The organism is Mesorhizobium sp. CA13, assembly GCF_020165235.1.
Classification (GTDB): domain Bacteria; phylum Pseudomonadota; class Alphaproteobacteria; order Rhizobiales; family Rhizobiaceae; genus Mesorhizobium.
In genome coordinates this window covers 36777-61028 of record NZ_JAIUHS010000012.1, presented here as the reverse complement: position 1 = coordinate 61028, position 24252 = coordinate 36777, and the positions used below count along the sequence as shown (strand labels likewise).

General features: G+C 63.2%; 22 protein-coding genes. 1 reads left to right on the top strand and 21 read right to left on the bottom strand.

Translation table 11 applies throughout. The features are described from left to right. Window positions 1-14: 14 nt before the first annotated feature. Entirely contained in the window at window positions 15-1262 is a 1248-nt protein-coding gene (locus LB566_RS23720; protein WP_224627759.1) for a site-2 protease family protein, read from the bottom strand. 421 nt (window positions 1263-1683) lie between these two features. On the opposite strand from LB566_RS23720, the gene LB566_RS23715 reads away from it, so the two are divergent. Beyond that, complete coding sequence (locus LB566_RS23715; RefSeq protein ID WP_224627757.1) at window positions 1684-1881, top strand: hypothetical protein; 198 nt, start codon at window positions 1684-1686, stop codon at window positions 1879-1881. 113 nt (window positions 1882-1994) lie between these two features. Here LB566_RS23715 and LB566_RS23710 read toward each other — a convergent pair whose 3' ends face one another. The 20 genes from LB566_RS23710 to LB566_RS23615 all read right to left on the bottom strand — a co-directional run bounded on the left by LB566_RS23710 (window position 1995) and on the right by LB566_RS23615 (window position 24250). After that, on the bottom strand, window positions 1995-2675 hold the full coding sequence (locus LB566_RS23710; protein WP_140553648.1) for an ABC transporter ATP-binding protein: 681 nt from the start codon (window positions 2673-2675) through the stop codon (window positions 1995-1997). Then, on the bottom strand, window positions 2675-3961 hold the full coding sequence (locus LB566_RS23705; RefSeq protein WP_224627756.1) for a lipoprotein-releasing ABC transporter permease subunit: 1287 nt from the start codon (window positions 3959-3961) through the stop codon (window positions 2675-2677). The genes LB566_RS23710 and LB566_RS23705 overlap by 1 nt, the downstream gene beginning before the upstream one ends. Continuing rightward, the gene (proS, locus tag LB566_RS23700) at window positions 3958-5286 is read right to left on the bottom strand and encodes a proline--tRNA ligase (RefSeq protein ID WP_140553645.1); all 1329 of its coding nucleotides are present in this window, start codon (window positions 5284-5286) and stop codon (window positions 3958-3960) included. The genes LB566_RS23705 and proS overlap by 4 nt, the downstream gene beginning before the upstream one ends. A gap of 633 nt (window positions 5287-5919) precedes the next feature. Then, complete coding sequence (locus tag LB566_RS23695; RefSeq protein WP_140495592.1) at window positions 5920-6204, bottom strand: DUF1467 family protein; 285 nt, start codon at window positions 6202-6204, stop codon at window positions 5920-5922. Then, complete coding sequence (mce, locus tag LB566_RS23690) at window positions 6201-6605, bottom strand: methylmalonyl-CoA epimerase (protein ID WP_224627754.1); 405 nt, start codon at window positions 6603-6605, stop codon at window positions 6201-6203. The genes LB566_RS23695 and mce overlap by 4 nt, the downstream gene beginning before the upstream one ends. Window positions 6606-6706: 101 nt before the next feature. After that, window positions 6707-8377, bottom strand: a complete 1671-nt coding sequence (locus tag LB566_RS23685; protein ID WP_140495590.1) for a ribonuclease J — start codon at window positions 8375-8377, stop codon at window positions 6707-6709. A gap of 94 nt (window positions 8378-8471) precedes the next feature. Next, entirely contained in the window at window positions 8472-9293 is an 822-nt protein-coding gene (locus LB566_RS23680; RefSeq protein ID WP_140553640.1) for a biotin--[acetyl-CoA-carboxylase] ligase, read from the bottom strand. Between the two features lie 4 nt (window positions 9294-9297). Next, window positions 9298-10734: an NADH-quinone oxidoreductase subunit NuoN gene (gene nuoN / locus LB566_RS23675; RefSeq protein ID WP_140553638.1), complete on the bottom strand. Its 1437-nt coding sequence runs from the start codon at window positions 10732-10734 to the stop codon at window positions 9298-9300. A gap of 19 nt (window positions 10735-10753) precedes the next feature. Further along, entirely contained in the window at window positions 10754-12259 is a 1506-nt protein-coding gene (locus LB566_RS23670) for an NADH-quinone oxidoreductase subunit M (RefSeq protein ID WP_140495587.1), read from the bottom strand. Further along, entirely contained in the window at window positions 12259-14232 is a 1974-nt protein-coding gene (gene nuoL / locus LB566_RS23665) for an NADH-quinone oxidoreductase subunit L (protein ID WP_224627745.1), read from the bottom strand. Before nuoL ends, LB566_RS23670 begins: the two co-directional genes overlap by 1 nt. A 10-nt stretch (window positions 14233-14242) precedes the next feature. Next, the gene (gene nuoK, locus LB566_RS23660) at window positions 14243-14551 is read right to left on the bottom strand and encodes an NADH-quinone oxidoreductase subunit NuoK (protein WP_019858930.1); all 309 of its coding nucleotides are present in this window, start codon (window positions 14549-14551) and stop codon (window positions 14243-14245) included. A 1-nt stretch (window position 14552) separates the two neighbouring features. Next, complete coding sequence (locus LB566_RS23655) at window positions 14553-15173, bottom strand: NADH-quinone oxidoreductase subunit J (protein WP_140495585.1); 621 nt, start codon at window positions 15171-15173, stop codon at window positions 14553-14555. A gap of 226 nt (window positions 15174-15399) precedes the next feature. Continuing rightward, on the bottom strand, window positions 15400-15891 hold the full coding sequence (gene nuoI, locus LB566_RS23650) for an NADH-quinone oxidoreductase subunit NuoI (RefSeq protein WP_140553634.1): 492 nt from the start codon (window positions 15889-15891) through the stop codon (window positions 15400-15402). Continuing rightward, window positions 15891-16934, bottom strand: a complete 1044-nt coding sequence (nuoH, locus tag LB566_RS23645; RefSeq protein WP_224627743.1) for an NADH-quinone oxidoreductase subunit NuoH — start codon at window positions 16932-16934, stop codon at window positions 15891-15893. Before nuoH ends, nuoI begins: the two co-directional genes overlap by 1 nt. 2 nt (window positions 16935-16936) lie before the next feature. Further along, a complete protein-coding gene (gene nuoG, locus LB566_RS23640) occupies window positions 16937-19018 on the bottom strand; it encodes an NADH-quinone oxidoreductase subunit NuoG (protein ID WP_140553631.1) in 2082 nt (693 codons plus the stop codon). 73 nt (window positions 19019-19091) lie between these two features. Next, window positions 19092-19787, bottom strand: coding sequence for an NADH-ubiquinone dehydrogenase (locus LB566_RS23635; RefSeq protein ID WP_224627741.1), 696 nt, complete (start codon window positions 19785-19787; stop codon window positions 19092-19094). Between the two features lie 77 nt (window positions 19788-19864). Further along, window positions 19865-21169 carry an NADH-quinone oxidoreductase subunit NuoF gene (nuoF, locus tag LB566_RS23630; RefSeq protein ID WP_140521143.1) on the bottom strand — a complete coding sequence of 435 codons (1305 nt, stop codon included), beginning with the start codon at window positions 21167-21169 and terminating at the stop codon, window positions 19865-19867. Between the two features lie 10 nt (window positions 21170-21179). Next, window positions 21180-22457: an NADH-quinone oxidoreductase subunit E gene (locus tag LB566_RS23625; RefSeq protein ID WP_224627738.1), complete on the bottom strand. Its 1278-nt coding sequence runs from the start codon at window positions 22455-22457 to the stop codon at window positions 21180-21182. After that, window positions 22458-23648, bottom strand: coding sequence for an NADH-quinone oxidoreductase subunit D (locus tag LB566_RS23620; protein ID WP_140553626.1), 1191 nt, complete (start codon window positions 23646-23648; stop codon window positions 22458-22460). It abuts the gene before it with no gap. Then, window positions 23648-24250: an NADH-quinone oxidoreductase subunit C gene (locus tag LB566_RS23615; protein WP_140495577.1), complete on the bottom strand. Its 603-nt coding sequence runs from the start codon at window positions 24248-24250 to the stop codon at window positions 23648-23650. The genes LB566_RS23620 and LB566_RS23615 overlap by 1 nt, the downstream gene beginning before the upstream one ends. Window positions 24251-24252: the final 2 nt, after the last annotated feature.

The window sequence follows — 24252 nt, the reverse complement described above, 5'->3', positions numbered from 1 at the left end:
GCTTCCCGGACAGCTCAGATCAGCCGTGCCGACGCCCAGAGCACTCCATAGCCGTGGATGACGAACACCGCCAGCAGCGCGCCGGCGATGACGAAACGGTCGGCTGTCCGGATCGGCTTCAGTTCGTGGCGCGGCTTCACCCCGCTGCCCGCTGTCAGAAGGCTGAGGATTGCAAAGACCGCGCCGGCCGCGAGCAGAAAGCCAATGGAAAAGCCGGCCTGCCAGCCAAGCGCCAAAAAAGCCGAGAACAGGAAGAAGGAGGCCAGCGCCAGCGCGACCGGCCCCGGGCAGATCTGGCGCAGCACCTGGCCGCCATCGAATTTCCACACCGGCACCAGATTGGCGATGTTGAACAAGGCAGCACAGCCCGCCAGTGTCGCCAGCAATGTCGCGGTTAGCCAGTGCCCTTCCGCGCTTGCAAACGTACTGCCCATCATCGCCAACGGCACCAGGAAAGCAGAGAACCCGGCGCCCATCAGCGCCACGAACGCGACTTCGAAACGGCTGTCATAGGGCCGGCCGCCAATGGCGACGCCGCCGAGGAGCGGGATGAAGATCATGCGCGCCCTGCGATGGCCCATCAGGCGGAATGCCGCCATGTGGCCGAGTTCGTGCAGGGCGACAACGGAAGTCAGGATCGCGGCCAGCGCGAGCCCGCCGCGGTGAAGCCCGAAGAACGGCCACAGGATGAATGCCGAGAGAGCGGCGAAGCCGAGCTGGCTCAGCGGATGTTCGAACCAGCCGCCCTTGCGATACCGCCCTGTCCTGGCCCAGCCATCCAGCTTGGCGAGTTCGCGGCGCATGGCGAAATAGCGGAACACCAGGAATGCCACGCCGCGGTAACGGTCGGTCTGGGTGAGCGTCACCCGGGTGGCATCGCCAATCGAGACCAACTGCGCGGTTTCCCGATAATGCGCCCAGAAAGACGGATCGAGCGCCGTGTCCTCGATGACGCGCATCGAAAAGCACCTGCCGTGCACGACATTCTCGAGCAGGGCCTTGCGTTCGATCGGCTGGCCGTCCCGGCCCTCCCAGGACATCCTGGTGCGGACCAGTCCCTCACCCAGCATCTCTGCCGAGAGGATTTCGCCGGACCAGCCGGCATTGCTCCCGAGCGGCCACAGCGCCTGCCACAGGCGCTGCCGGTCGGCCGCGACCGTGCGGCTGAGCCTGATGGTGCGCAAACCAAGCGGCACGCTCATCAGAAGAAAAATCAGCCCGAGATTGCTGGCCACGAGGAAGGCGGTGACGATGGGCGACACGCGGCGCTCCTGCTTTCAGGAGCGATACCCTAGCGCCATGGCGGCAAGAAAGGCTTAACGGCAAAGCGGACTTTCGCCCGCCGTAACAGCGACGGCAGACACCGTCACCTCACATGGCTCCGATCCAGATCGCCATGGAAATGAGGAAGGTGCTCATGCAAACCAGCGAGACGACATCCTGAACCAGATCGGTCATAACTCTCTCCTGTTGTTGATATGTTCGCAATTTGTTCTAATTTTGTTTCAAAGTCAACGAGCAGAATCCGCCCGCAGCCGGAATTTTCGAGCGATCAAACCGGCACGGTTAAGAAAAGGTTGACGGCGCGGGACCATCAACAGGTCAGGAAGATGTCGGCGACGCTATCGTCCCTTGGCGTATGGGATGAGCGCCTGCTTGCACTCAATCCTAGTCGAGACAATAGTGGGTAAGCTGTCCGGCTACCGAGTGATGGACGTGGGGCAACACGAAGGCGCCAATCAAGCTGATCGCTGGCGAAAGCGCATGAGACAAGGCCGCCGGTGGCGCCTCTCGCGCAACTTTGTAACCTGGCTGCTCATCCTGGTGATGATCGCGATCTCATCCACCCTGATCGCACTGAAGGCTCATTGGCGGTTCTGATCCTGAGGGACTCCCGGAGAGATCAGTATCCCTGACGGTAAACCAAACTCGCGGAAATCTCGCTGGACGTTGTTAAGGTTGGACGCAATCTCGCAGCGGACATCGAGGTGCCCTTAGAGCGGCACCACTTTGCCCTCTGCCAGGGTGACGCGCCGGTCCATGCGCTCTGCCAGCTGGTGATTATGGGTGGCGATCAGCGCCGCGAGGCCCGATTGCCGCACCAATGCCTCCAGCGCCTCGAACACATAGGAAGCGGTCACCGGGTCGAGATTGCCGGTGGGCTCGTCCGCCAGCAGCACCAGCGGCGCATTGGCGACCGCGCGTGCGATTGCCACGCGCTGCTGCTCGCCGCCCGACAGTTCGGACGGCCGATGCGATGCGCGCTTGCCGATCTGCATGTAGTCGAGCAGCTGCGCCGCGCGCTCGGCCGCCTCCTTGCGCGGCAGCCCTTTGATGAGCTGCGGCATCATGATGTTTTCCAGCGCCGAAAACTCCGGCAGCAGATGGTGGAACTGGTAGACGAAGCCGACATCGTTGCGGCGGATCGAGGTGCGCTCGTCGTCCGATAGCCGGCCGCAGGCCCGGCCGGAGAGAATCACGTCGCCGGCATCGGGCCGTTCCAGGAGCCCTGCCGTATGCAGCAGCGTCGATTTGCCGGTGCCGGACGGCGCCACCAGCGCCACCATCTCGCCGCGCTTCAGCGAGAAGTCCGCGCCGTTCAGGATGGTGAGCTTGCGCGGCCCCTGGACATAGTGCCGCTCGACGCTCTTCAACTCGATAATGGCCTGCGCCATCACTCGTACCTCAGCGCTTCGACCGGATCGAGGCGGGCCGCCCGCCATGCTGGAAACAACGTCGCCAGGAAGGACAGGCCGAGCGCCATGATGACGACATAGGTCGTCTCGCGCGGATCCATTTTCGCCGGCAACTGGCTGAGGAAATAGAGCTCCGGATTGAACAGCACCTTGCCGGTCATCCAGGAGAAGAACTCGCGGATCGATTCGATGTTGAGGCAGATGACCACGCCGAGCAGCACGCCGGCGATGGTGCCGGTGACGCCGATCGCCGCGCCCGTCATGAGGAAGATGCGCAGGATGGCGCCGCGCGAGGCGCCCATGGTGCGCAGGATGGCGATGTCGTGCCCCTTGTCCTTCACCAGCATGACCAGCCCGGAGATGATGTTGAGCGCCGCCACCAGAACGATCAGGGTCAGGATCATGAACATGACGTTGCGCTCCACCTGCAGGGCGGAAAAGAAGGTCTCGTTGCGCTGCCGCCAGTCGACGAGGTCGATGGGTCGCTGCGCCGCCTCTTCCACCTTCGGTTTCAGCGCGTCGACGTCATCGGGATTGTCGACATAGATCTCGATCGTCTGGGCTCGCCCATCCATGTTGAAATAGAGCTGCGCCTCCGAAAAAGGCATGTAGACGATGGAGGCGTCATATTCCGACATGCCGACTTCGAAGATTGCCGCGATCTTGTAGCCCTTCATGCGCGGCGTCGTGCCGAGCGGCGTCACGTCGCCGTCCGGCGAGATCAGGGTGATCGTGTCGCCGGGCGCCAGGCCGAGATTCTCCGCCATGCGCTTGCCGATGGCGACCCCCTCGCCTGTGTCGAAATCGGCGATCGAGCCTTGCTTGATATTGCTGGCGACGATGGCGATCTTGCCAAGGTCTTCGCCCCTGATGCCGCGTACCAGCGCGCCCGAGCCGCCGCCGATATTGCCTTGCGCCAGCACCTGGCCGTCGATCAGCGGAATGGCGTATTTCACGCCGGCCACGCCGTTGATGCGGCCGGCGACCTGCGCATAGTCCTCAAGCGGCGAATCCAGCGGCTGCACGATCAGATGGCCGTTGACGCCGAGAATGCGGGTGAGCAGCTCGGCCCTGAACCCGTTCATGACGGCCATCACCACGATCAGCGTCGCCACCCCCAGCATGATGCCGAGGAAGGAGATCGAGGCGATGACCGAGATCACCGTCTCCTTGCGTCGCGAGCGCAGATAGCGCCACGCCACCGTGCGTTCGAAGATGGAAAACGGTCCGGCGCCTGCCGGTCTCGCTGCCGCCGCCTCGCTCATGCGGCGGCACCGAAGCGTTTTTTCGCATCGGCGATCGGCAGCGTCACGCGCTCGCCGGTCTTGCGGTTCTTGATCTCGACCTCGCCGGCGGCCACGCCGCGCGGTCCGACGATCACCTGCCAGGGCAGGCCGATCAGGTCGGCGGTGGCGAACTTGCCGCCCGGCCGCTGGTCGGTGTCGTCATAGAGCACATCCTTGCCGGCGGCGGTGAAAGCTGCGTTGAGCTCATCGCAGACGCGGTCGCAGTCGGCGTCGCCCACCTTCATGTTGATCAGGCCGATATCGAACGGCGCCACCGCTTCCGGCCAGATGATGCCGTTCTCGTCATGGCTGGCCTCGATGATCGCCGCGACCAGCCGCGACGGGCCAATGCCGTAGGAGCCGCCGGAGGCGAAATGATCCTTGCCGTCGGGCCCGGTCACCTTGGCACCCATCGGCTTGGAGTATTTCTCGCCGAAATGGAAGATATGGCCGACCTCGATGCCGCGCGCCGAAACCTTGTCGCTGTCGGGAACCTCAGCCCAGGCCGCTTCGTCATGCATTTCGTCGGTGGCCGCGTAAGGCGTCGTCCAGGTCTTGACGATGCCGGATATCTCGGCGTCGTTGGAGAAATCGGTGTCGGCTCCGGGCACGCCGAGCGAAAGATAGTCGCGATGGCAAAACACCTGGCTTTCGCCGGTGTCGGCCAGGATGATGAATTCATGGCTGAGATCGCCGCCGATCGGGCCGGTGTCGGCCCGCATCGGGATCGCCTGTAGCCCCATGCGGGTGAAGGTCCGGAGATAGGACACGAACATCCTGTTGTAAGCGGCTCTCGCGCCTTCGAAGTCGAGGTCGAAGGAGTAGGCATCCTTCATCAGGAATTCCCGGCTGCGCATGACGCCGAAGCGCGGCCGCACCTCGTCGCGGAACTTCCACTGGATATGGTAGAGGTTGAGCGGCAGGTCCTTGTAGGACTTAACATAGGCGCGGAAGATCTCGGTGACCATTTCCTCGTTGGTCGGCCCGTAGAGCATGTCGCGGTCCTGGCGGTCCTTGATGCGCAGCATCTCCTTGCCATAGTCGTTATAGCGGCCGCTTTCGCGCCACAGATCGGCCGACTGGATGGTCGGCATCAGGATTTCCAGCGCGCCGGCGCGGTTCTGCTCCTCGCGGATGATCTGGCAGACCTTGTCCAAGACCCGCTTGCCCAGCGGCAGCCAGGAAAAACTGCCCTGCCCCTGCTGGCGGATCATGCCGGCGCGCAGCATCAGCCGATGCGAGACGATCTCCGCCTCGCGCGGATTCTCTTTGAGGATGGGCAGGAAATAGCGCGACAAACGCATGGACTGGTCCGTGAATGAGGAGGCCGCGCCAGAATCGGTGCGACGCAGGCTTGCTTGCCCCGGCTTCATAGCCATTTCATGGCGCAATGGGAACCCGGACGCATCGACCCGGAAATCGGAAATTCAGCTTACGAACGGCGTGGCGCGCGGAAGGAAAAGGTTTTGAGCACCCCTCGCGCGCGCCGCGAATGCTGGACGATCGAAGGAGCCACGGTTGCATAAAACACCCTGCTGATGGTTTCCCAAGCAAAGGCTGCCACACTATTGTGCAGTGCAGCACGAGAATGCCCGTTTCAAGGCAAAATTCTTCGTGACATTTTCATTTCCGTTGGGCTAATGTGCCCCGATAACCGAGAGAGCAGAGAAAAATCTGTTCTCCTACGCGGTCAAAGTCTTGGGAGGATGCGATCTAGGCGCGGTTACTCGCTGCCGCCGGAAACCGGAAACAGATCGGACGCGTTTAAATTGCAAGGCCTTGTGCCTTGCATTTTTTTTGTGCAATCATCTGCTTAGCGCAATGCGTTGCCAAACCACCTTACCCCCGCGTCATGACTTTTGAAGCCTGAACGCATGCGCCGGCGCCGAATGGCGGCGCGGCCTCGCCCGAAGCGCAAAAGCCCGGTTTGAATGCTGCTATTTTGCCGTGGCCTGGCCGAATTCCGGCACGATGTGCGGGATGTCGTTGAGGCTGTATCCCAGCCCGTGCGTCAGGCCGTAGAAAATGCCCATGAGCACCGCCGTGGCGACGGTGGTGCGGATCACCGCACGCAGCATATGCGGTCCGCGCGGCGCGCTCGGCACCGTGCCCAGCGTCACGTCACGATCGTCATCCTGCGTCCTGACGCTGAACGGCAGAACGGCAAACAGCACCACCCACCAGGTCGCGAAGAACAGTGCGGTGAACGAAACCCAGCTCATGATTGCTCCAGTTCGATCAGCGTGCCGAAGAAATCCTTCGGATGCAGGAACAGCACAGGCTTGCCATGCGCGCCTGTCTTCGGCTTGCCGTCGCCCAGCACCCGGGCGCCGGCCGCCTGGAGCCGGTCGCGCGCGGCAAGAATGTCGTCGACCTCGTAGCAAAGATGGTGCATGCCGCCCGACGGGTTCTTCTCGAGGAAAGCCGCGATCGGCGAACCCTCGCCGAGCGGCTCCAGCAACTCGATCTTGGTGTTGCCGACATTGACGAACACCACGGTGACGCCATGCCCCGGCAGCGCCTGCGGTTCGCTCACTTCGGCGCCTAACGTGTCGCGATAGGAAGCGACAGCCGCGGCCAGATCCGGCACCGCGAGCGCGACATGATTCAGGCGTCCAAGCATAGAGCGCTCCGCTTTAGGGGAGTAAGGCAGTAGGGAAACAAGACAGAAGAAAAGCAACGGCTCATTCTCCCTACTCCCCTACTGCATCATTCCCCTATTCGTCACCGCGTGACGAATACAGTCACCAGCGGTTTCTTGCCCCAGGCTTCGTTGGCGGCGCCGCGTACGGCACGGCGTACCGCCTCCTGCACCAGGTCGAGGTCTTTTCGGCGCTGACGGGGGATGGAGTCCACCGCGCCGATTGCCGCATCGATCATCAGGTCCTCCAGCGTCTCGCCCCTGGCATCGGCCTCTGCAACGCCGATTGCGACCAGATCGGGATCGCCGGCGAGCTCATACTTCTCGTCCAGCACCACATTGACCGCGACATGGCCGGCAAAGGACAGTTTGCGACGGTCGCGAATGCCCATCGCCTGGTCGGTGCCGATCAACCTGCCGTCCTTGTAGATGCGGCCGAACGGCACCTGGTCGATGATCGTGGCAGGGCCGGGAGCGAGCCGCAGCATGTCGCCGTCGCGCACCTGCGCCACCTGGCCGATGCCCGACGTCGACATCAGCGAGCCCTGCGCCACCAGATGCGCGGCCTCGCCATGCACGGGGACGCCGATCTGCGGCCGTACCCATTCATACATCTTGCGCAATTCACTGCGCCGCGGGTGGCCGGAGACATGCACCAGCGCATCGCCGTCCTCGATGATCTTGATGCCGAGATCGACCAGGCGGTTCTTGATTTCGAGGATCGCCTTCTCGTTGCCGGGAATTGTGCGCGAGGAAAACACCACCGTGTCGCCGGCGGTCAGCGACACCGACTTCATCTCGTCGCGAGAAAGCTTGGCAAGGGCTGCCAGCGGCTCGCCCTGGCTGCCGGTACAGATGACGACCAGATTTTCACGCGGAATGAAGCCAAAATCCTCCTCGGCGATGAACTCCGGCAGACCGTCCATGTAACCGAGTTCGCCGGCGACATCGATGACGCGCTTCAACGAGCGGCCGAGTACCAGGCACTGGCGGCCGGCATCTCGCGCGGCCTTGGCGATGGAAACGATCCGGCCGACATTGGAGGAGAAGGTGGTGACGGCGACGCGGCCCTTGGCGGCCTGGATAACCCCTTTCAGCCCCTCGCCGACCGCGACTTCCGATGGCGATTCGCCTTCGCGCATCGCATTGGTCGAATCGCAGACCAGCGCCAGCACGCCCTTGTCGCCATAGGCGCGGAACCGCGCTTCGTCGGTCTTGGGTCCGATCGTCGGCGCCGGGTCGATCTTCCAGTCACCGGTGTGGATGACGGTGCCTGCCGGCGAAGTGATGGCCAGCGACATCGGTTCGGGAATCGAATGCGCGACCGGGATCGCCTCGATCTCGAACGGGCCGACGGTGAATTTTTCGCCCGCGCGGTAGATGGTCAGCGGGATCTTCGGCGCGCCCTGCTCGCCCTGGCGCTTGGCTTCCAGCAGCCCGGCGCTGAACGGCGTCATCCACACCGGCGCCTTGAGCCTCGGCCAGATATCGAGCAGCGCGCCATAGTGGTCCTCATGCGCGTGGGTGATCACGATGCCGCGCAGGTTGGCGATGTTCTCCTCGATGAAGCGCGTGTCGGGCAGGATCAGGTCGACGCCCGGATGCGCCGCGTCGGGAAAGGTGACGCCGACATCGATGACGATCCACTCGCGCGCGCTCGGCGGGCCATAGCCGTAGAGAGCGAAGTTCATACCGATCTCGCCGACGCCGCCCAGCGGCACGAAGACGAGTTCGGCGTTTTCCGCTTTCGCCATGATTTTTTCCTTCCTGGCCCTCAGGCCAAGCCATTGAAGCAATTCCGCGAAAAGTCTGTAACGGTTTTCCGTCTGGAATTGCGCAAAAACAAAACTATGCCCGGGCGGATGCGACCGCGCCGAAATGCACATCGCCGGCGGCGATCGTCAAAACCGAGCCCTCATCGTCGCGGATCACGAAACGGCAGTCCTCGTCAATGGTCTCGAACACCCCGCGCACCACATTACCGTCAATTCTGACAGCAACCTCGCCGCCAAGCCCTGCCGCGCGTGCCAGCCAGCGTCGCCTGACGGCGGCAAGTCCGCGCCCGTCGTCCCACAGGCGGGCGTTCTCGCTCCAGGCATCCGACAGCGCCAGGAACAGCGTTTCGGCATCGCATGCCGCACCCAATGCGTGAAGCGACGTCGCGGGATACGGTAAATCCTCAGGGTATGCCACAACATTGACGCCGATGCCGACCGCCACCGCGAAACGGCCGCCGTCCAGCATGGCCGATTCCAGCAAGATACCGGCGAGCTTGGCGCCGGACGCGAGCACGTCGTTCGGCCATTTCAGCTCGAAACGGTTCTTGCCTTCACTGCCGCCGTCGAGGCCGATGGCGATCCGGCCCTTCGGCACCACGGCGTCGAGTGCATCGGCCAGCGCCAGGCCGGCGACGAAACCGAGCGTCGCGGCGAGTCGAAGCTCGCCCCCGGTGAGGACGAGCAGCGTCGCCGCCAGATTGCCCTCGGGTGTCGCCCAGACGCGGCCGCGCCGCCCGCGCCCGCTTTCCTGTTTCTTGGAAACGACCCACAATCTACCGGGGTCGCCGGCCCGGGCATGATCCAGCGCCAGCGCATTGGTGGAGCCGACACTGTCATGCGCCTCCAGCCGGAACCCTTCCGACGCCGAGGTAGGAGCCAGCCGAAATGCCATCCCGTCAGAAAAATGTCTTGGCGGCGGCTTCGGCATAGGTGCCGATCGGCCCGCCGATCAGCACATAAAACAGCACGAAAGCGCCGGAGACACCGAGTACGAGGCGCAATTCACTGGCCATCGGCACGAAGCCGCCGACCGGTTCGTCGAACCACATGATCTTGATGATGCGCAGGTAATAATAGGCGCCCACTACCGAGGCCAGCACGCCGATGATCGCCAGCGCGTAGAGGTTGGCATTGATGGCGGCGAGAAAGACGTACCACTTCCCCCAGAAGCCGGCGAGCGGCGGGATGCCGGCCAGCGAGAACATCAGGATGGTCAGGATCGTCGCCATGATCGGGTTGGTCGAGGACAGGCCTGCCAGGTCGCTGATCTGCTCGACATTGCCTTCCTTGCGCCGCATGGCGAGGATGAAGGCGAAGGTGCCGAGCGTCATCACCAGATAGATCAGCATGTAGATTGCGACGCCGCGCACGCCGGCCTGGCTGTTGGCGGCAAGGCCAACCAGCGCGTAGCCCATATGGCCGATCGAGGAATAGGCCATCAGGCGCTTGATGTTGGTCTGGCCGATCGCCGCGAAAGAGCCGAGCGCCATCGAAGCGATCGAGATGAAGACGATGATCTGCTGCCAATCGGAAGCGATCGGCTTGAACGCGCCCATGGTGACGCGCACGATCAGCGCCATAGCCGCCATCTTGGGTGCCGCCGCCAGGAAGGCCGTCACCGGTGTCGGCGCGCCCTCATAGACGTCGGGCGTCCACATGTGGAACGGCACCGCCGAGATCTTGAAAGCGAGGCCGGCCAGCACAAAGACCAGGCCGAAGACGAGGCCAAGCTGGCGCTCACCGCCGCCCAGCGCCGTCGCGATCTCCTGGAAGCCGGTGTTGCCGGTATAGCCATACACCAGGCTGATACCGTAGAGCAGCATGCCCGACGACAGCGCGCCGAGGACGAAGTACTTCAGGCCCGCCTCGGTCGAGCGCAGGTTCTCGCGGTTGATCGCGCACAAGACATAGATCGCCAGCGACTGCAGCTCGAGGCCGAGATAGAGCCCGATCATGCCGTTGGCCGAGATCATCAGCATCATGCCGAGCGTGCACAAAAGGATCAGCACCGGATATTCGAACTTGTCGAACCGCTCCGCCTTGGCAAAGCGCATCGACATGATCAACGTCACCGCCGAGCCCACCAGCGCCAGCAGCTTCATGAAGCGGGCGAAGGAATCCTGGATGAAGGCATTGCCATAGGCGCTGCCCTGCCCGGTGGAGAAGATCAGCCAGGCGCCCGATATCACCAGCACGGCGACGGCAAGGCCGGTCACGGTGTTGGCGGTGTTGGCGCGCGAGTAGGCCCCGACCATCAGCAGCGCGAGCGCGCCGATGGCAAGGATCAGCTCGGGCGTCGAGAGCGACAGGCTGGAGAGAAGGTCCGGCGTCATGGTTCGCAAAACCCCTGGGTCAGTTCGCCGCCGCGGTCTGCGCGGCGCCGATGGATGCGGTGACATTGGTGACGAGCGACTTGACCGACTGGGCCGTCGCGTCGAAGACGGGAGCGGGATAGACGCCGAAGAAGATGACCAGCACGACCAGCGGATAGATGATCGCCTTCTCGCGTGTCGACAGGTCGAGCAGGCCCTTCAGGCTGTCCTTGGTCAGCGCGCCGAAGATCACCCGGCGGTAGAGCCAGAGCGCGTAGGCCGCCGACAGGATGACGCCTGTGGCGGCGAAGAACGCCACCCAGGTGTTGACCCGGAACACGCCGAGCATGGTCAGGAACTCGCCGACGAAGCCTGACGTGCCCGGCAGGCCGACATTGGCCATGGTGAAGATCAGGAACACGGTGGCGTATTTCGGCATGTTGTTGACCAGGCCGCCATAGGCGGCGATCTCACGCGTGTGCATGCGGTCATAGATGACGCCCACGCACAGGAACAGCGCGCCCGAGACCAGGCCGTGGCTGAGCATCTGGAAGATCGCGCCCTGCACGCCCTCCTGGTTCATGGCGAAGATGCCCATGGTCACGAAGCCCATATGGGCGACCGACGAATAGGCGATCAGCTTCTTCATGTCCTCCTGCATCAGCGCCACCAGCGAGGTGTAGATGATGGCGACGACCGAAAGCGCGAAGACCAGCGGCGCGAACATCTCGGATGCCAGCGGGAACATCGGCAAGGAGAACCGCAGGAAGCCGTATCCGCCCATCTTCAGCAGAATGGCGGCCAGGATCACCGAACCGGCCGTCGGCGCCTCGACATGCGCGTCCGGCAGCCAGGTGTGCACCGGCCACATCGGCATCTTCACGGCGAAGGAGGCGAAGAAGGCGAGCCACAGCCATGTCTGCATGTTGGCGGGGAAATTGTGCGTCAACAGCGTCGGGATATCGGTCGTGCCGGACTGGTAGAACATCGCCATGATGGCGAGCAGCATCAGCACCGAGCCGGCCAGCGTGTAGAGGAAGAACTTGAAGGAGGCATAGACACGCCGCTTGCCGCCCCAGACGCCGATGATGATGAACATCGGGATCAGGCCGGCTTCGAAGAAGACGTAGAACAGCACGATGTCGAGCGCGCAGAACACGCCGATCATCAGCGTCTCGAGCAGCAGGAAGGCGATCATATAGGCCTTGACGCGCTTCTCGATCGCTTCCCACGACGCCAGGATGCAGAGCGGCATCAGGAATGTCGTCAGGATGACGAACAGCATCGAAATGCCGTCCACGCCCATATGGTAGGAGATACCGGAATCGAGCCAGGCGACCTTCTCGACGAACTGGAAGCCGGCTTGCGAATTGTCGAAGCCGGTCCAGATGAACAGCGAGACGATGAAGGTGAACGTCGTCGTCAGCAGCGCGATGGCGCGGATGTTGCGGCGTGCGTTTTCGCTGTCGTCGTTGATGAACAGGATGAGCAGCACACCAACCAGCGGCAGGAAGGTGACCAGCGACAGAATTGGCCAAGCGGTCATCAGAGCATCATCCAGGTGACGAATGCGGCAACGCCGATCAGCATGGCGAAGGCATAGTGATAGAGATAGCCGGTCTGCAGCTTGACGACGCGGTTGGTGACATCGACGACGCGTGCCGAAATGCCGTCAGGCCCGAGACCGTCGATGACGGTGCCGTCGCCGGTCTTCCACAGGAAGGAACCGAGGCGTTTGGCCGGCCGCACGAACAGGAAGTCATAGAGCTCGTCGAAATACCATTTGTTGAGCAGGAAGGCATAGAGCCCGCGATGCTGGGCGGCCAGGTTGACCGGCATTTCCGGCGAGCGGATATAGAACTTCCACGCCAGCGCCAGGCCGATCAGCATGGCGATGAACGGCGACAGTTCCACCCACAGCGGCAGTTCGTGGATGTCATGCAGGATGTGGTTGTCCGGCAGCGTGAACAGCGACGCCTTCCAGAATTCGGCATAGCCTTCGCCGATGAAGGCACCGTGGAAGATGATGCCGGCAAACAGCGCGCCCGCAGCCAGGACGAACAACGGCACCAGCATCACCGGCGGCGATTCATGGACATGGTGCATCACCTCATGGCTCGCCCGCGGCCTGCCGTGGAAGGTCATGAAGATCAGCCGCCAGGAATAGAAGGAGGTGAAGCCGGCGGCGATCACCAAAAGCACGAAGGCGAGGCCTGCCACGGAATTATGCCCGGCAAAGGCCGTCTCGATGATGGCGTCCTTGGAGAAGAACCCGGCGGTACCGATCACGGTGACCGGAATGCCGACGCCGGTCAGCGCCAGCGTGCCGATTACCATCATCCAATAAGTGGTCGGGATCAGCGTCCTCAGTCCGCCCATCTTGCGCATGTCCTGCTCGTCGGAAACCGCGTGGATGACCGACCCCGAGCCGAGGAACAGCAGCGCCTTGAAGAAGGCATGCGTGAACAGGTGGAAGATCGCCGCGCCATAGGCGCCGACGCCGAGCGCCACGAACATGTAGCCAAGTTGCGAGCAGGTCGAATAGGCGATGACGCGCTTGATGTCGTTCTGGACGAGGCCGACGGTCGCCGCGAAGAAGGCGGTGAAGGCGCCGATGAAGGTCACCACCGTCAGCGCCGAATGCGACAGCTCGAACAGCGGCGACAGCCGCGCCAGCATGAACACGCCGGCCGTCACCATGGTGGCGGCATGGATGAGCGCCGAGACCGGCGTCGGGCCTTCCATGGCATCCGGCAGCCAGGTGTGCAGCGGCACCTGCGCCGACTTGCCCATGGCGCCCATGAACAGCAGCAGGCAGACGATCGTCATCGCCGCCTGCTTGTCCAGCGCATGGCCGAGGAAGGTCAGCACCGCCGCGCCCTGCGGGGCGCCTTCAGCCGGGATGAACGTCGCCGCATTGGCGAAGATGGTGCCGAGATTGACCGAGCCGAACAGCACGAACACGCCGAAGATGCCGAGGGCGAAGCCGAAATCGCCGACGCGGTTGACGACGAAGGCCTTGATGGCCGCGGCGTTGGCCGAGGGCTTCTTGTACCAGAAACCGATCAGCAGGTAGGACGCCAGGCCCACCCCTTCCCAACCGAAGAACATCTGCACGAGGTTGTCGGCCGTCACCAACATCAGCATGGCGAAGGTGAACAGCGACAGATAGGCGAAGAAACGCGGCCGGTTCGGATCGTGGTGCATGTAGCCGATCGAGTAGATATGGACCAGCGCCGACACGGTGTTGACCACCACGAGCATGACTACCGTCAGCGTATCGATCCTGAGCGCCCAGGACGCCTCCAGGCCGCCGGACTGGATCCAGCGCAGCACCGGCACGGTGAACACCTCGCCATGCCCGAAACCGACGGTGAAGAAAGCAACCCATGACAGCGCGGCCGCGATCACCAGGAAGCCGGAGGTGATGTATTCGGACGCCTTGGCGCCGAGCGACGTGCCGAACAGGCCGACGATCAGGAAGCCGAGCAGCGGAAGGAAGACGATGGCCTGGTACATGGTGGTTCCGTCAACCCTTCATCATATTCACGTCTTCGACCGCGATCGAGCCGCGGTTGCGGAAGAAGACGACGAGAATGGCAAGTCCGATGGCGGCCTCCGCCGCCGCGACCGTCAGCACGAACAGCGCGAACACCTGGCCGACCAGGTCGCCGAGAGCCGCCGAAAAGGCGACGAAATTGATGTTGACCGCAAGCAGGATCAACTCGACCGACATCAGGATGACGATCACGTTCTTGCGGTTCAGGAAGATGCCGAACACGCCGAGCGTGAACAGGATCGCCGATACCGTCAGATAATGTGCGATGCCGACGACCATCTCAGACTCCTTCGCCCGACTTGACCTTGCGGATTTCCATGCCCGTCGCCGCAGTGCGGGCGACCTGGGCCGCGATCGACTGCCGCTTGACCCCTTCCTTGTGACGTAGCGTCAAAACGATGGCGCCGATCATGGCCACCAGCAGCACGAGGCCCGAGATCTGGAAGTAGTAGAGGTAGTCCGTATAGAGAATGTCGCCCAGCGCTGCCGTATTCGAGCGCGCCGCGAGATCGGGAATCGGCTTCGATACCGTCGAGGCGAGCTGCGGCGCGAATGTATAGCCGCCGAGCACCACGATCAGTTCCGCCGCCAGGATCAGTCCGACCAGCGCGCCGATCGGCGCATATTGCAGGGCGCCTTCCTTCATCTCGGCGAAATCGACGTCGAGCATCATGACGACGAACAGGAACAGCACCATGACCGCGCCGACATAGACGACGAGCAGGATCATCGCCAGGAACTCGGCGCCTGTCAGCATGAACAGGCCGGCGGCGTTGAAGAAGGTCAGGATCAGGAACAGCACCGAATGCACGGGGTTGCGCGACGAAATCACCATGAACGCCGACGCCACGGCGACAAAGGCGAAGAGGTAGAAAAAGGCCGCCTCTAGTCCACTCAGCATTGGGGTTCCCCCGGGTTCCTGTCCAAACAGGACGTTCGTCCTGTTTGTTGTCTGTGGCTTCGTTCCGCCTCCGGTGCGAAGCCGCGTTGTCCTAGCCCATGTTCCAACCGGGTTGAAAGACCCGGCGCAAAGAAACATGGGCAACTCTGAAGTCCTGAGGGATGACTTTGCCTGAAATGCCTCGGGCCATCCCCGGACAAGGGCCCTCGCCCCTGTCCATGCGATATCAGCGGTACGGTGCGTCCAGCGAGATGTTGCGCGCCAGTTCGCGCTCCCACCGGTCGCCATTCGCCAGCAGCCTGTCCTTGTCGTAGTAGAGTTCCTCGCGCGTCTCGGTCGCGAATTCGAAATTCGGCCCCTCGACGATGGCGTCGACCGGGCAGGCTTCCTGGCAAAAGCCGCAATAGATGCATTTCACCATGTCGATGTCGTAGCGCACCGTGCGGCGCGTGCCGTCATTGCGGCGCGGGCCGGCCTCGATGGTGATGGCCTGCGCCGGGCAGATCGCCTCGCACAATTTGCAGGCGATGCAGCGTTCCTCGCCATTGGGATAACGGCGCAGTGCATGCTCGCCGCGGAAGCGCGGGCTCACCGGTCCTTTCTCGTGCGGATAGTTGATCGTCTCCTTCGGCGCGAAGAACTGGCGCATCGACAAGAAGAAGGCGCCGACGAAATCCTTCAGCAGCAGCGATTTGGCGGCCTGGGACAGAGCGGACATCACGCAAACCCCGTGATCTTGAGAAAGGCGGCGGTCAGCACCACCATGAACAGCGAGATCGGCAGGAACACCTTCCAGCCAAGCCGCATCAGTTGGTCGTAGCGGTAACGCGGCACGAACGCCTTCACCATGGAGAACATGAAGAACATCAGGCAGATCTTGAGCACGAACCAGATCACCCCCGGCACCCAGGTGAAGGGCGCGAAGTTGAACGGCGGCAGCCAGCCTCCGAGGAACAGGATGGTGGCCAGCGCGCACATCAGCACGACGGCGACATATTCGCCGAGGAAGAACAGCAGGAACGGCGTCGACGAATATTCGACCATGTGGCCGGCGACGAGTTCCGATTCGGCTTCGACGAGGTCGAAAGGCGGGCGATTCGTCTCGGCCAGGGCCGAGATGAAGAAGATGACGAACATCGGCAACAGCGACAACCAGTGCCAGTCGAGGAAGGTGTTGGGCAGGCCGAGCTTGGTGCCGAGCCCATCCTGCTGCGACAGCACGATGTCGGACAGGTTGAGCGAGCCGACGCAAAGCAGCACGGTGACGATGACGAAGCCGATCGAGACCTCGTAGGACACCATTTGTGCGGCCGAACGCAGCGCCCCGAGGAACGGATATTTCGAATTGGACGCCCAGCCGCCCATGATCACGCCATAGACCTCGAGCGAGGAGATGGCGAAGACATAGAGGATACCGACATTGACGTTGGCGACGGCCCAGCCCTGGCTGACCGGAATGACCGCCCAGGCCGAGATCGCCAGAACCGCCGATACCAGGGGCGCCAAAAGGAACACGCCCTTGTTGGCGCCGGACGGGATCACCGGCTCCTTGAAGACAAACTTCAACAGATCGGCAAAGGCCTGCAGCGTGCCCCAGGGGCCGACGACGTTCGGACCGCGGCGAAGTTGCACGGCCGCCCAGATCTTGCGGTCGGCATAGAGCAGATAGGCGACGGCGATCAGAAGCACGACGATCAGCACGACCGACTTCAACACGATGATCAGCGCCGGCAGCACGTAAAAGGAGAAGAAGGTGTCCATGCTTATTCCGCCGCCTGCTTGAAGCCGCTCTTGGCCAGCGCAGAGCATTCCGCCATCACGGCAGAGGCCCGCGCGATCGGGTTGGTCAGGTAGAAGTCCTGGACCGGCGACGTGAACGTGCCCTTGTTTAGCCGTCCGCCGAGCTTCGCCACATTGGCGATATCCTCGGCATTGCCCGTAGCAACCTGGTCGATGCGGGCAAGATGCGGGTATTCGCCGTAGAGTTTAGCGCGTAGCTGCGGCAGCGAATCGAACGGCAATTTCTTCCCCAGTACATCCGACAATGCCCTGACGATGGCCCAATCCTCGCGCGCGTCGCCCGGCGCGAAGCCGGCGCGGTTGGTCTGCTGCACGCGCCCTTCCGTGTTGACGTAAGTGCCCGATTTCTCGGTATAGGCGGCGCCCGGCAGGATGACGTTGGCGCGGTGCGCGCCGGCGTCGCCATGGGTGCCGACATAGACGACGAAAGCGCCGCCGGTCTTTGCCATGTCGATCTCGTCGGCGCCGAGCAGGAACAGCACGTCCGTCTCGCCCAGCATGCCGGCGACGTTCCTGCCGCCCTCGCGCGGCACGAAGCCAAGGTCGAGGCCGCCGACGCGTCCAGCCGCATTGTGCAGCACGGCAAAGCCGTTCCAGTCCGCGCGCGCGGCGTTCACGGCCATGGCGAGCTTCGCTGCCTGGCCGAGCACGGCCGCGCCATCAGGGCGCGCCAGCGCGCCCTGGCCGACGATGATGAGCGGATGCGCGGCTTTCTTCAGCACCTGGAAGAACTTGCCATTGCCGTCGGCCAGATCCTTGAGCGATTCCGGTCCTGCACCCAGCAGTTCATAGTCATAGCGTGTATCCCCGACATCGCCGATGACGCCGACCGGCAGATTGCTGACCCGCCAGCGTTTGCGGATGCGGGCGTTGAGCACCGAGGCTTCGAAGCGTGGATTGGCGCCGATGATCAGCACCGCGTCCGCCTGTTCGATGCCTTCGATGGTGGGGTTGAAAATGTAGCTTGCCCGGCCAAGCGACGGGTCGAGCGCGGCGCCGTCCTGGCGGCAATCCATGTTCTTCGAACCGAGTGCGGCCATCAGGAGCTTCAGCGCGTAGATTTCCTCGACCGCGGCAAGATCGCCCGCTATGGCGCCGATCTTCTCGGGCGTAGTCTTCGACACGGCGTCCTTGATTGCCGCGAAGGCCTCGGCCCAGCTCGCCGGGGCCAGCTTGCCGTCCTTGCGCACATAAGGCCGGTCGAGGCGCTGCGTGCGCAGGCCGTCCCAGATGAAACGGGTTTTGTCGGAGATCCATTCCTCGTTCACCGCCTCGTTGACGCGCGGCAGGATGCGCATCACCTCGCGGCCGCGGCTGTCGACGCGGATCGCCGAGCCGACCGCATCCATGACGTCGATGGATTCGGTCTTGGTCAGCTCCCACGGCCGTGCCTGGAAGGCGAAAGGCTTGGAGGTCAGCGCGCCGACGGGGCATAGGTCGATGACGTTGCCCTGCAGCTCCGAGGTCATCGCCTGCTCGAGATAGGTGGTGATCTCGGCATCCTCGCCGCGGCCGATCAGGCCGAGTTCGGAAATGCCGGCAACCTCGGTGGTGAAGCGAACGCAGCGCGTGCAGTGGATGCAGCGGTTCATCACCGTCTTGACCAGCGGGCCGATATACTTGTCTTCGACCGCGCGCTTGTTCTCGTGATAGCGCGAGGAATCGACGCCGAAGGCCATCGCCTGGTCCTGCAGGTCGCATTCGCCGCCCTGGTCGCAGATCGGGCAATCCAGCGGATGGTTGATCAGCAGGAATTCCATCACGCCTTCCCTGGCCTTCTTGACCATCGGGGTGTTGGTGAAGATTTCCGGCGCTTCGCCGTTCGGACCGGGGCGCAGGTCGCGCACGCCCATGGCGCAGGATGCTTGCGGCTTGGGCGGCCCGCCCTTCACCTCAATCAGGCACATGCGGCAATTGCCGGCGATCGACAACCGCTCGTGGAAGCAGAAGCGCGGCACTTCCGCGCCCGCGTCCTCTGCCGCCTGAAGCAGCGTGTAATGGTCGGGTACAGTGATCTCTTTCCCGTCGACCTTGAGCTTTGCCATTCGCCTCAAACCTCTGCGGATTTCCCGCAATCTCATTTTCCGGACGCGACAGACGCGGCGCCCGGCATTTCATTCACTTCTTCGCGGCCAGTACAGCCGCTTGGGCAATCCAGTCGTCACGCACGATGCGGCCGTTGAACGACAGGTAGTCGTCGACCCAGGCGATCTCTTCGGGCGACCAGTCTGCGATCTGGCGGAACGTCCAGATGCCGAGCCCGTTGAGTACCGTCTCCAGCTTCGGGCCGATACCCGATATCTTCTTGAGATCCGAAGGCTTCGCCGGCCTGTCCACAGCCTTGGGCTGCCTGAAATCCTCCGGCAGCAGCACATCCGGAAGCTCGTCCGCTGACCGCCCGGCCTGTGCTGCCGGCATCGTGGTGGCGGCCTCCCTGGCGGCAATGTCGGTGACTTCCTGCGCGAAGGACTGCGCCTCGGCGATCAGGGTCTTGGCCGTCGCCCGCGCTCTGGTGGACGAAAGGCTCGCATCCTCGAATTGTTCGACGCGCGCCTCGAAATCCTCGATGAGCGGCTGCATGAGGCGTTGCGACGCCTCGGCTGCGCCCGACAGCGCACCCAACCAGACGCCGAAAGCGTGGTTGGCGAGCCCAAATCCCAGAGCCGACATCGCCGCCGCGCCCGCGACAGGGTGCGCCAGAAGGTTGACGGCGCCGGCCATCTCCTTCGGCACCATCCTGATCAGGTCCTGGTTCATCTTCTCGATCTGGTCCAAATTGGGCATCAACGGGTGGGGTGTCGAATACGGCGCCATAGAATTCTCCTGGTCGTTTCTTCGTTCGCCCCGCCCCGTTCTTCTCGCTTCGGGCTTTCGCCCCATTCAATGCTTCTCTATTCCGCCGCCACCAGCACCGGCTCGGCCCGGTGCGCGTTGCGCGAAAACTCGTCGATGCGCCGCTCCACCTCGCCGCGGAAGTGCCGCATCAGACCCTGGATCGGCCAAGCGGCCGCGTCGCCCAGCGCGCAGATCGTGTGGCCTTCGACCTGCTTGGTCACGTCGAGCAGCATGTCGATCTCGCGCTTCTGCGCCTCACCACGCACCAGACGCTCCATCACCCGCCACATCCAGCCGGTGCCTTCACGGCAGGGCGTGCATTGGCCGCAGCTCTCATGCTTGTAGAAGTAGGACAGCCGCGCGATGGCTTTCACGACATCGGTCGACTTGTCCATGACGATGACGGCCGCCGTGCCGAGGCCGGATTTGAGGTCGCGCAGCGCGTCGAAATCCATCGGCGTATCGATGATCTGCTCGGCCGGCACCAGCGGCACCGAAGCGCCGCCAGGAATGACGGCGAGGAGATTGTCCCAGCCGCCACGGATGCCTCCGCAATGCGTCTCGATCAGCTCGCGGAACGGGATCGACATCGCCTCTTCGACGGTGCACGGATTGTTGACGTGGCCCGAGACGCAGAACAGCTTGGTGCCGACATTGTTGGGCCGGCCGAAGGACGAGAACCAGGCCGCGCCACGGCGCAGGATCGTCGGCGCCACCGCGATCGATTCGACGTTGTTGACCGTGGTCGGGCAGCCATAGAGGCCGACATTGGCCGGAAATGGGGGCTTCAGCCTGGGCTGGCCCTTCTTTCCCTCGAGGCTTTCGAGCAGCGCCGTCTCCTCGCCGCAGATATAAGCCCCGGCGCCATGGTGCATATAGACGTCGAAATCGTAGCCTGAAGTGTTGCCCTTGCCGATCAGCTTGGCCTCATAGGCCTCGTCGATGGCACGCTGCAGCGCCTCGCGCTCGCGGATGAACTCGCCGCGCACATAGATGTAGGCCGCGACCGCGCCCATGGCGAAGCCGGCGAGCAAGGCGCCTTCGACCAGCGTGTGCGGATCGTTGCGCAGAATGTCGCGGTCCTTGCAGGTACCGGGCTCGGATTCGTCGGCATTGATGACGAGATAACTCGGCCGGCCGTCGCTCTGCTTGGGCATGAACGACCATTTCAGGCCGGTCGGGAAACCGGCGCCGCCGCGGCCGCGCAGGCCCGACGCCTTCATCTCGTTGACGATCCACTCGCGCCCCTTGGCGACGATGCCGGGCGTGTTATCCCAGGCGCCTCGCGCCATTGCGCCGGCCAACGACTTGTCGAAGAGGCCGTAAATGTTGGTGAAGATGCGGTCTTTGTCCTGAAGCATTGTTCGTCCCTCAGACCGGCTTCTTGCCGAAGACGCGGATATATTCGGCGACACCGCCCTTGGCGAGCGCTTTGGCCTGCTTGACCCAGTCGTCTCGCTCGATGCGGCCGCGGAAGGCGAGATAGCTGTCCACCCACTCCCGTTCGGCCTTCTTCCAGGACGCAACCTGGGCGAAGGTGAAGATGCCGAGCGAATGCAGGATGCCCTCGGTCCTCGGGCCGACGCCGGAGATCAGCTTGAGATCATCGACCAGCGCCGGCCTGGCGATGCCGGCCGGCCGGTTCTTGTCTTCCAACGAAGGCTTGGCCGTTTTGGCGGGAATCTTGGTTTCCGGCGACTTGAACGCGGAAGCCGGCTCAGCCTTGTTCAGGGGGCCGCTGCGCGGCTTCGAAACTTTCTCAACCTCGGGCGCCGCCTTGTTGGCGTTCGTCGCCGAGTGGCGGGGGGCTGCGACGCTCGACGCTTTTTCCGTTGCCGATGCGACCTTGGCCGGCGACGGCGTTTTCAACGCCGGGCTGGTTTCAGCCGCGTCGGTTTTCGGCTTGCTGGCATTGGACGGCGCGACAGGGGTGGCGGCCGGCGTTGGCACCGGCGCCGCGATGATCGCGTCGGGTGCCGCCTTGGCGGCCTTGGCGGCTTCGATGGCGTCCTTGTCACGGGTCGACTTGAGGATCGCCTTCTCGCTTTTCAGCGTCGTGAGGCCGGTGGCCGGCTCCGAGCCGGTGCGGCCGTTCTGCGGCCCCGGCGTCACCGAGGCGCCCTTGCCCGCATCGTAGAGATCTATGATTTCGGCCAACCGTTCCGGCGTCAGGTCTTCGAACGTGTCCTTGAAGATCATGACCACCGGCGCGTTGACGCAGGCGCCGAGGCATTCGACCTCTTCCCACGACAGCGTCCCCTTGTCGTTGGTGTGGAACTGGTCATGGTGGATCTTGGAGCGGCACACGTCCATCAGCGCTTCCGAGCCGCGCAGCATGCAGGGCGTGGTGCCGCAGACCTGGATGTGCGCCCGCGTACCGACAGGATTCAGCTGGTACTGCGTGTAGAAGGTCGCGACCTCGAGCCCGCGGATGCGCGGCATGCCGAGCATGTCCGAAATCGTCTCGATCGCTGCCTTGGTGACCCAGCCTTCCTGCTCCTGCGCCAGCATCAGCAGTGGAATGATCGCAGACTGTTCCCGGCCCTTCGGGTACTTCTTGATCCATTGCTTGGCCGCGGCCGCGTTCGCCCGGTTGAAGGCGAAGGATGCTGGCTGGACGCTGGCTTCTGCGAGACGACGGACTGACATTTAGCGATCGACCTCACCAAACACGATGTCGAGGGAGCCGAGGACGGCGGTGACGTCGGCCAGCATGTGACCGCGGCACAGAAAATCCATGGCCTGGAGATGCGCGAAACCGGGCGCGCGCAGCTTGCAGCGATAAGGCTTGTTGGTGCCGTCGGAGACCAGATAGACGCCGAACTCGCCCTTGGGCGCCTCGACCGCCGCATAGACCTCGCCGGCCGGCACGCGGTAACCCTCGGTGTAGAGCTTGAAATGATGGATCAGCGCTTCCATCGAGCGCTTCATCGCTTGGCGCTTCGGCGGCACGACCTTGCCGTCGAGGTTCGATACCGGCCCGGTGCTTTCCTTGCCGAGCAAGAGATCGATGCACTGGCGCATGATCTTCGCCGACTGGCGCATCTCTTCCATGCGCACGAGGTAGCGGTCGAAACAGTCGCCGTTCTTGCCGATCGGAATATCGAAATCGAGCTCCGAATAGCATTCATAGGGCTGCGATCTGCGCAGGTCCCAGGCAGCGCCCGAGCCGCGCACCATGACGCCGGAAAAGCCCCAGGCCCAGGCGTCGGCCAGCGAAACCGTGCCGATATCGACATTGCGCTGCTTGAAGATGCGATTGCCGGTCAGCAGCTGATCGAGGTCGTCGATCGACTTCAGGAACGGGTCGATCCACTTGCCGATGTCCTCGAGCAACTTCTGCGGCAGGTCCTGATGAACGCCGCCCGGACGGAAATAGGCGGCATGCATGCGCGAACCCGAGGCGCGCTCGTAGAACACCATCAGCTTTTCGCGCTCGACGAAGCCCCACAGAGGCGGCGTCAGCGCGCCGACGTCGAGCGCCTGCGTCGTCACGTTGAGGATGTGCGACATGATGCGGCCGATCTCGCAGTAGAGCACGCGGATCAACTGGCCGCGCTTCGGCACCTCGATGCCGAGCAGGCGCTCGGCGGCCAGTGCGAAGGCATGCTCCTGGTTCATCGGCGCGCAATAATCGAGCCGGTCGAGATAAGGCACTGCCTGCAGATAGGTTTTGTGCTCGATCAGCTTTTCGGTGCCGCGATGCAAGAGCCCGATATGCGGATCGACGCGATCGACGACCTCGCCGTCCAACTCCAGAACCAACCTCAAAACACCATGCGCAGCAGGATGTTGAGGTCCGAAGTTGATGTTAAAATTGCGGACGGAGGTTTCGGCCATTACTGCTTTGCCTTCTCATCCCCTGGCAGCACGTAATCGGTGCCTTCCCATGGGGACAGAAAATCGAAATTGCGGAATTCCTGCTTCAGTTCCACCGGCTCGTAGATGACGCGTTTGGCTTCGTCGTCGTAGCGCACCTCGACGAAGCCGGTCAGCGGGAAATCCTTGCGCAGCGGGTGACCGTCGAAACCGTAGTCGGTGAGGATGCGCCGCAGATCGGGGTGGCCCGAAAACAGCACTCCATAGAGATCGTAGGTCTCGCGCTCGAACCAGTCGGCGCCGGGATAGACGCCGGTGATCGACGGCACCATCGTCTCCTCGTCGGCCTGCACCTTGATGCGGATACGCACGTTCTGCTTCGGCGACAAAAGGTGATAGACGACGTCGAAACGCTTGGCCCGCGACGGATAGTCGGCGCCGCAGACATCGATGACCGAGATGAACTGGCAGCGCGGATCGTCACGCAGGAAAGTCACCACTTCGATCAGATCGCGCGGTTCGACATGGATGGTGAGTTCGCCATAGGCGAACACCGCTTCATTGACGCGGCCAATCAGTTTTTCGCCGAGATAGGTCGACAGTTCGCTCAGGGATGCGGCCATGG

Bases quoted from the DNA above. Each gene is read 5' to 3' on its own strand.
- nuoH (WP_224627743.1), bottom strand. From the start codon at position 16,934: ATGGACACCTTCTTCTCCTTTTACGTGCTGCCGGCGCTGATCATCGTG.
- mce (WP_224627754.1), bottom strand. From the start codon at position 6,605: ATGCTTGGACGCCTGAATCATGTCGCGCTCGCGGTGCCGGATCTGGCC.
- LB566_RS23705 (WP_224627756.1), bottom strand. From the start codon at position 3,961: ATGAGCGAGGCGGCGGCAGCGAGACCGGCAGGCGCCGGACCGTTTTCC.
- LB566_RS23635 (WP_224627741.1), bottom strand. From the start codon at position 19,787: ATGGCGCCGTATTCGACACCCCACCCGTTGATGCCCAATTTGGACCAG.
- LB566_RS23670 (WP_140495587.1), bottom strand. From the start codon at position 12,259: ATGACCGCTTGGCCAATTCTGTCGCTGGTCACCTTCCTGCCGCTGGTT.
- nuoN (WP_140553638.1), bottom strand. From the start codon at position 10,734: ATGACGCCGGACCTTCTCTCCAGCCTGTCGCTCTCGACGCCCGAGCTG.
- nuoK (WP_019858930.1), bottom strand. From the start codon at position 14,551: ATGGTCGTCGGCATCGCACATTATCTGACGGTATCGGCGATCCTGTTC.
- nuoG (WP_140553631.1), bottom strand. From the start codon at position 19,018: ATGGCAAAGCTCAAGGTCGACGGGAAAGAGATCACTGTACCCGACCAT.
- nuoL (WP_224627745.1), bottom strand. From the start codon at position 14,232: ATGTACCAGGCCATCGTCTTCCTTCCGCTGCTCGGCTTCCTGATCGTC.
- LB566_RS23710 (WP_140553648.1), bottom strand. From the start codon at position 2,675: ATGGCGCAGGCCATTATCGAGTTGAAGAGCGTCGAGCGGCACTATGTC.
- LB566_RS23680 (WP_140553640.1), bottom strand. From the start codon at position 9,293: ATGGCATTTCGGCTGGCTCCTACCTCGGCGTCGGAAGGGTTCCGGCTG.
- proS (WP_140553645.1), bottom strand. From the start codon at position 5,286: ATGCGTTTGTCGCGCTATTTCCTGCCCATCCTCAAAGAGAATCCGCGC.
- nuoF (WP_140521143.1), bottom strand. From the start codon at position 21,169: ATGCTTCAGGACAAAGACCGCATCTTCACCAACATTTACGGCCTCTTC.
- LB566_RS23655 (WP_140495585.1), bottom strand. From the start codon at position 15,173: ATGCTGAGTGGACTAGAGGCGGCCTTTTTCTACCTCTTCGCCTTTGTC.
- LB566_RS23685 (WP_140495590.1), bottom strand. From the start codon at position 8,377: ATGGCGAAAGCGGAAAACGCCGAACTCGTCTTCGTGCCGCTGGGCGGC.
- LB566_RS23625 (WP_224627738.1), bottom strand. From the start codon at position 22,457: ATGTCAGTCCGTCGTCTCGCAGAAGCCAGCGTCCAGCCAGCATCCTTC.
- nuoI (WP_140553634.1), bottom strand. From the start codon at position 15,891: ATGTCCGCTCTGTCCCAGGCCGCCAAATCGCTGCTGCTGAAGGATTTC.
- LB566_RS23695 (WP_140495592.1), bottom strand. From the start codon at position 6,204: ATGAGCTGGGTTTCGTTCACCGCACTGTTCTTCGCGACCTGGTGGGTG.
- LB566_RS23615 (WP_140495577.1), bottom strand. From the start codon at position 24,250: ATGGCCGCATCCCTGAGCGAACTGTCGACCTATCTCGGCGAAAAACTG.
- LB566_RS23620 (WP_140553626.1), bottom strand. From the start codon at position 23,648: ATGGCCGAAACCTCCGTCCGCAATTTTAACATCAACTTCGGACCTCAA.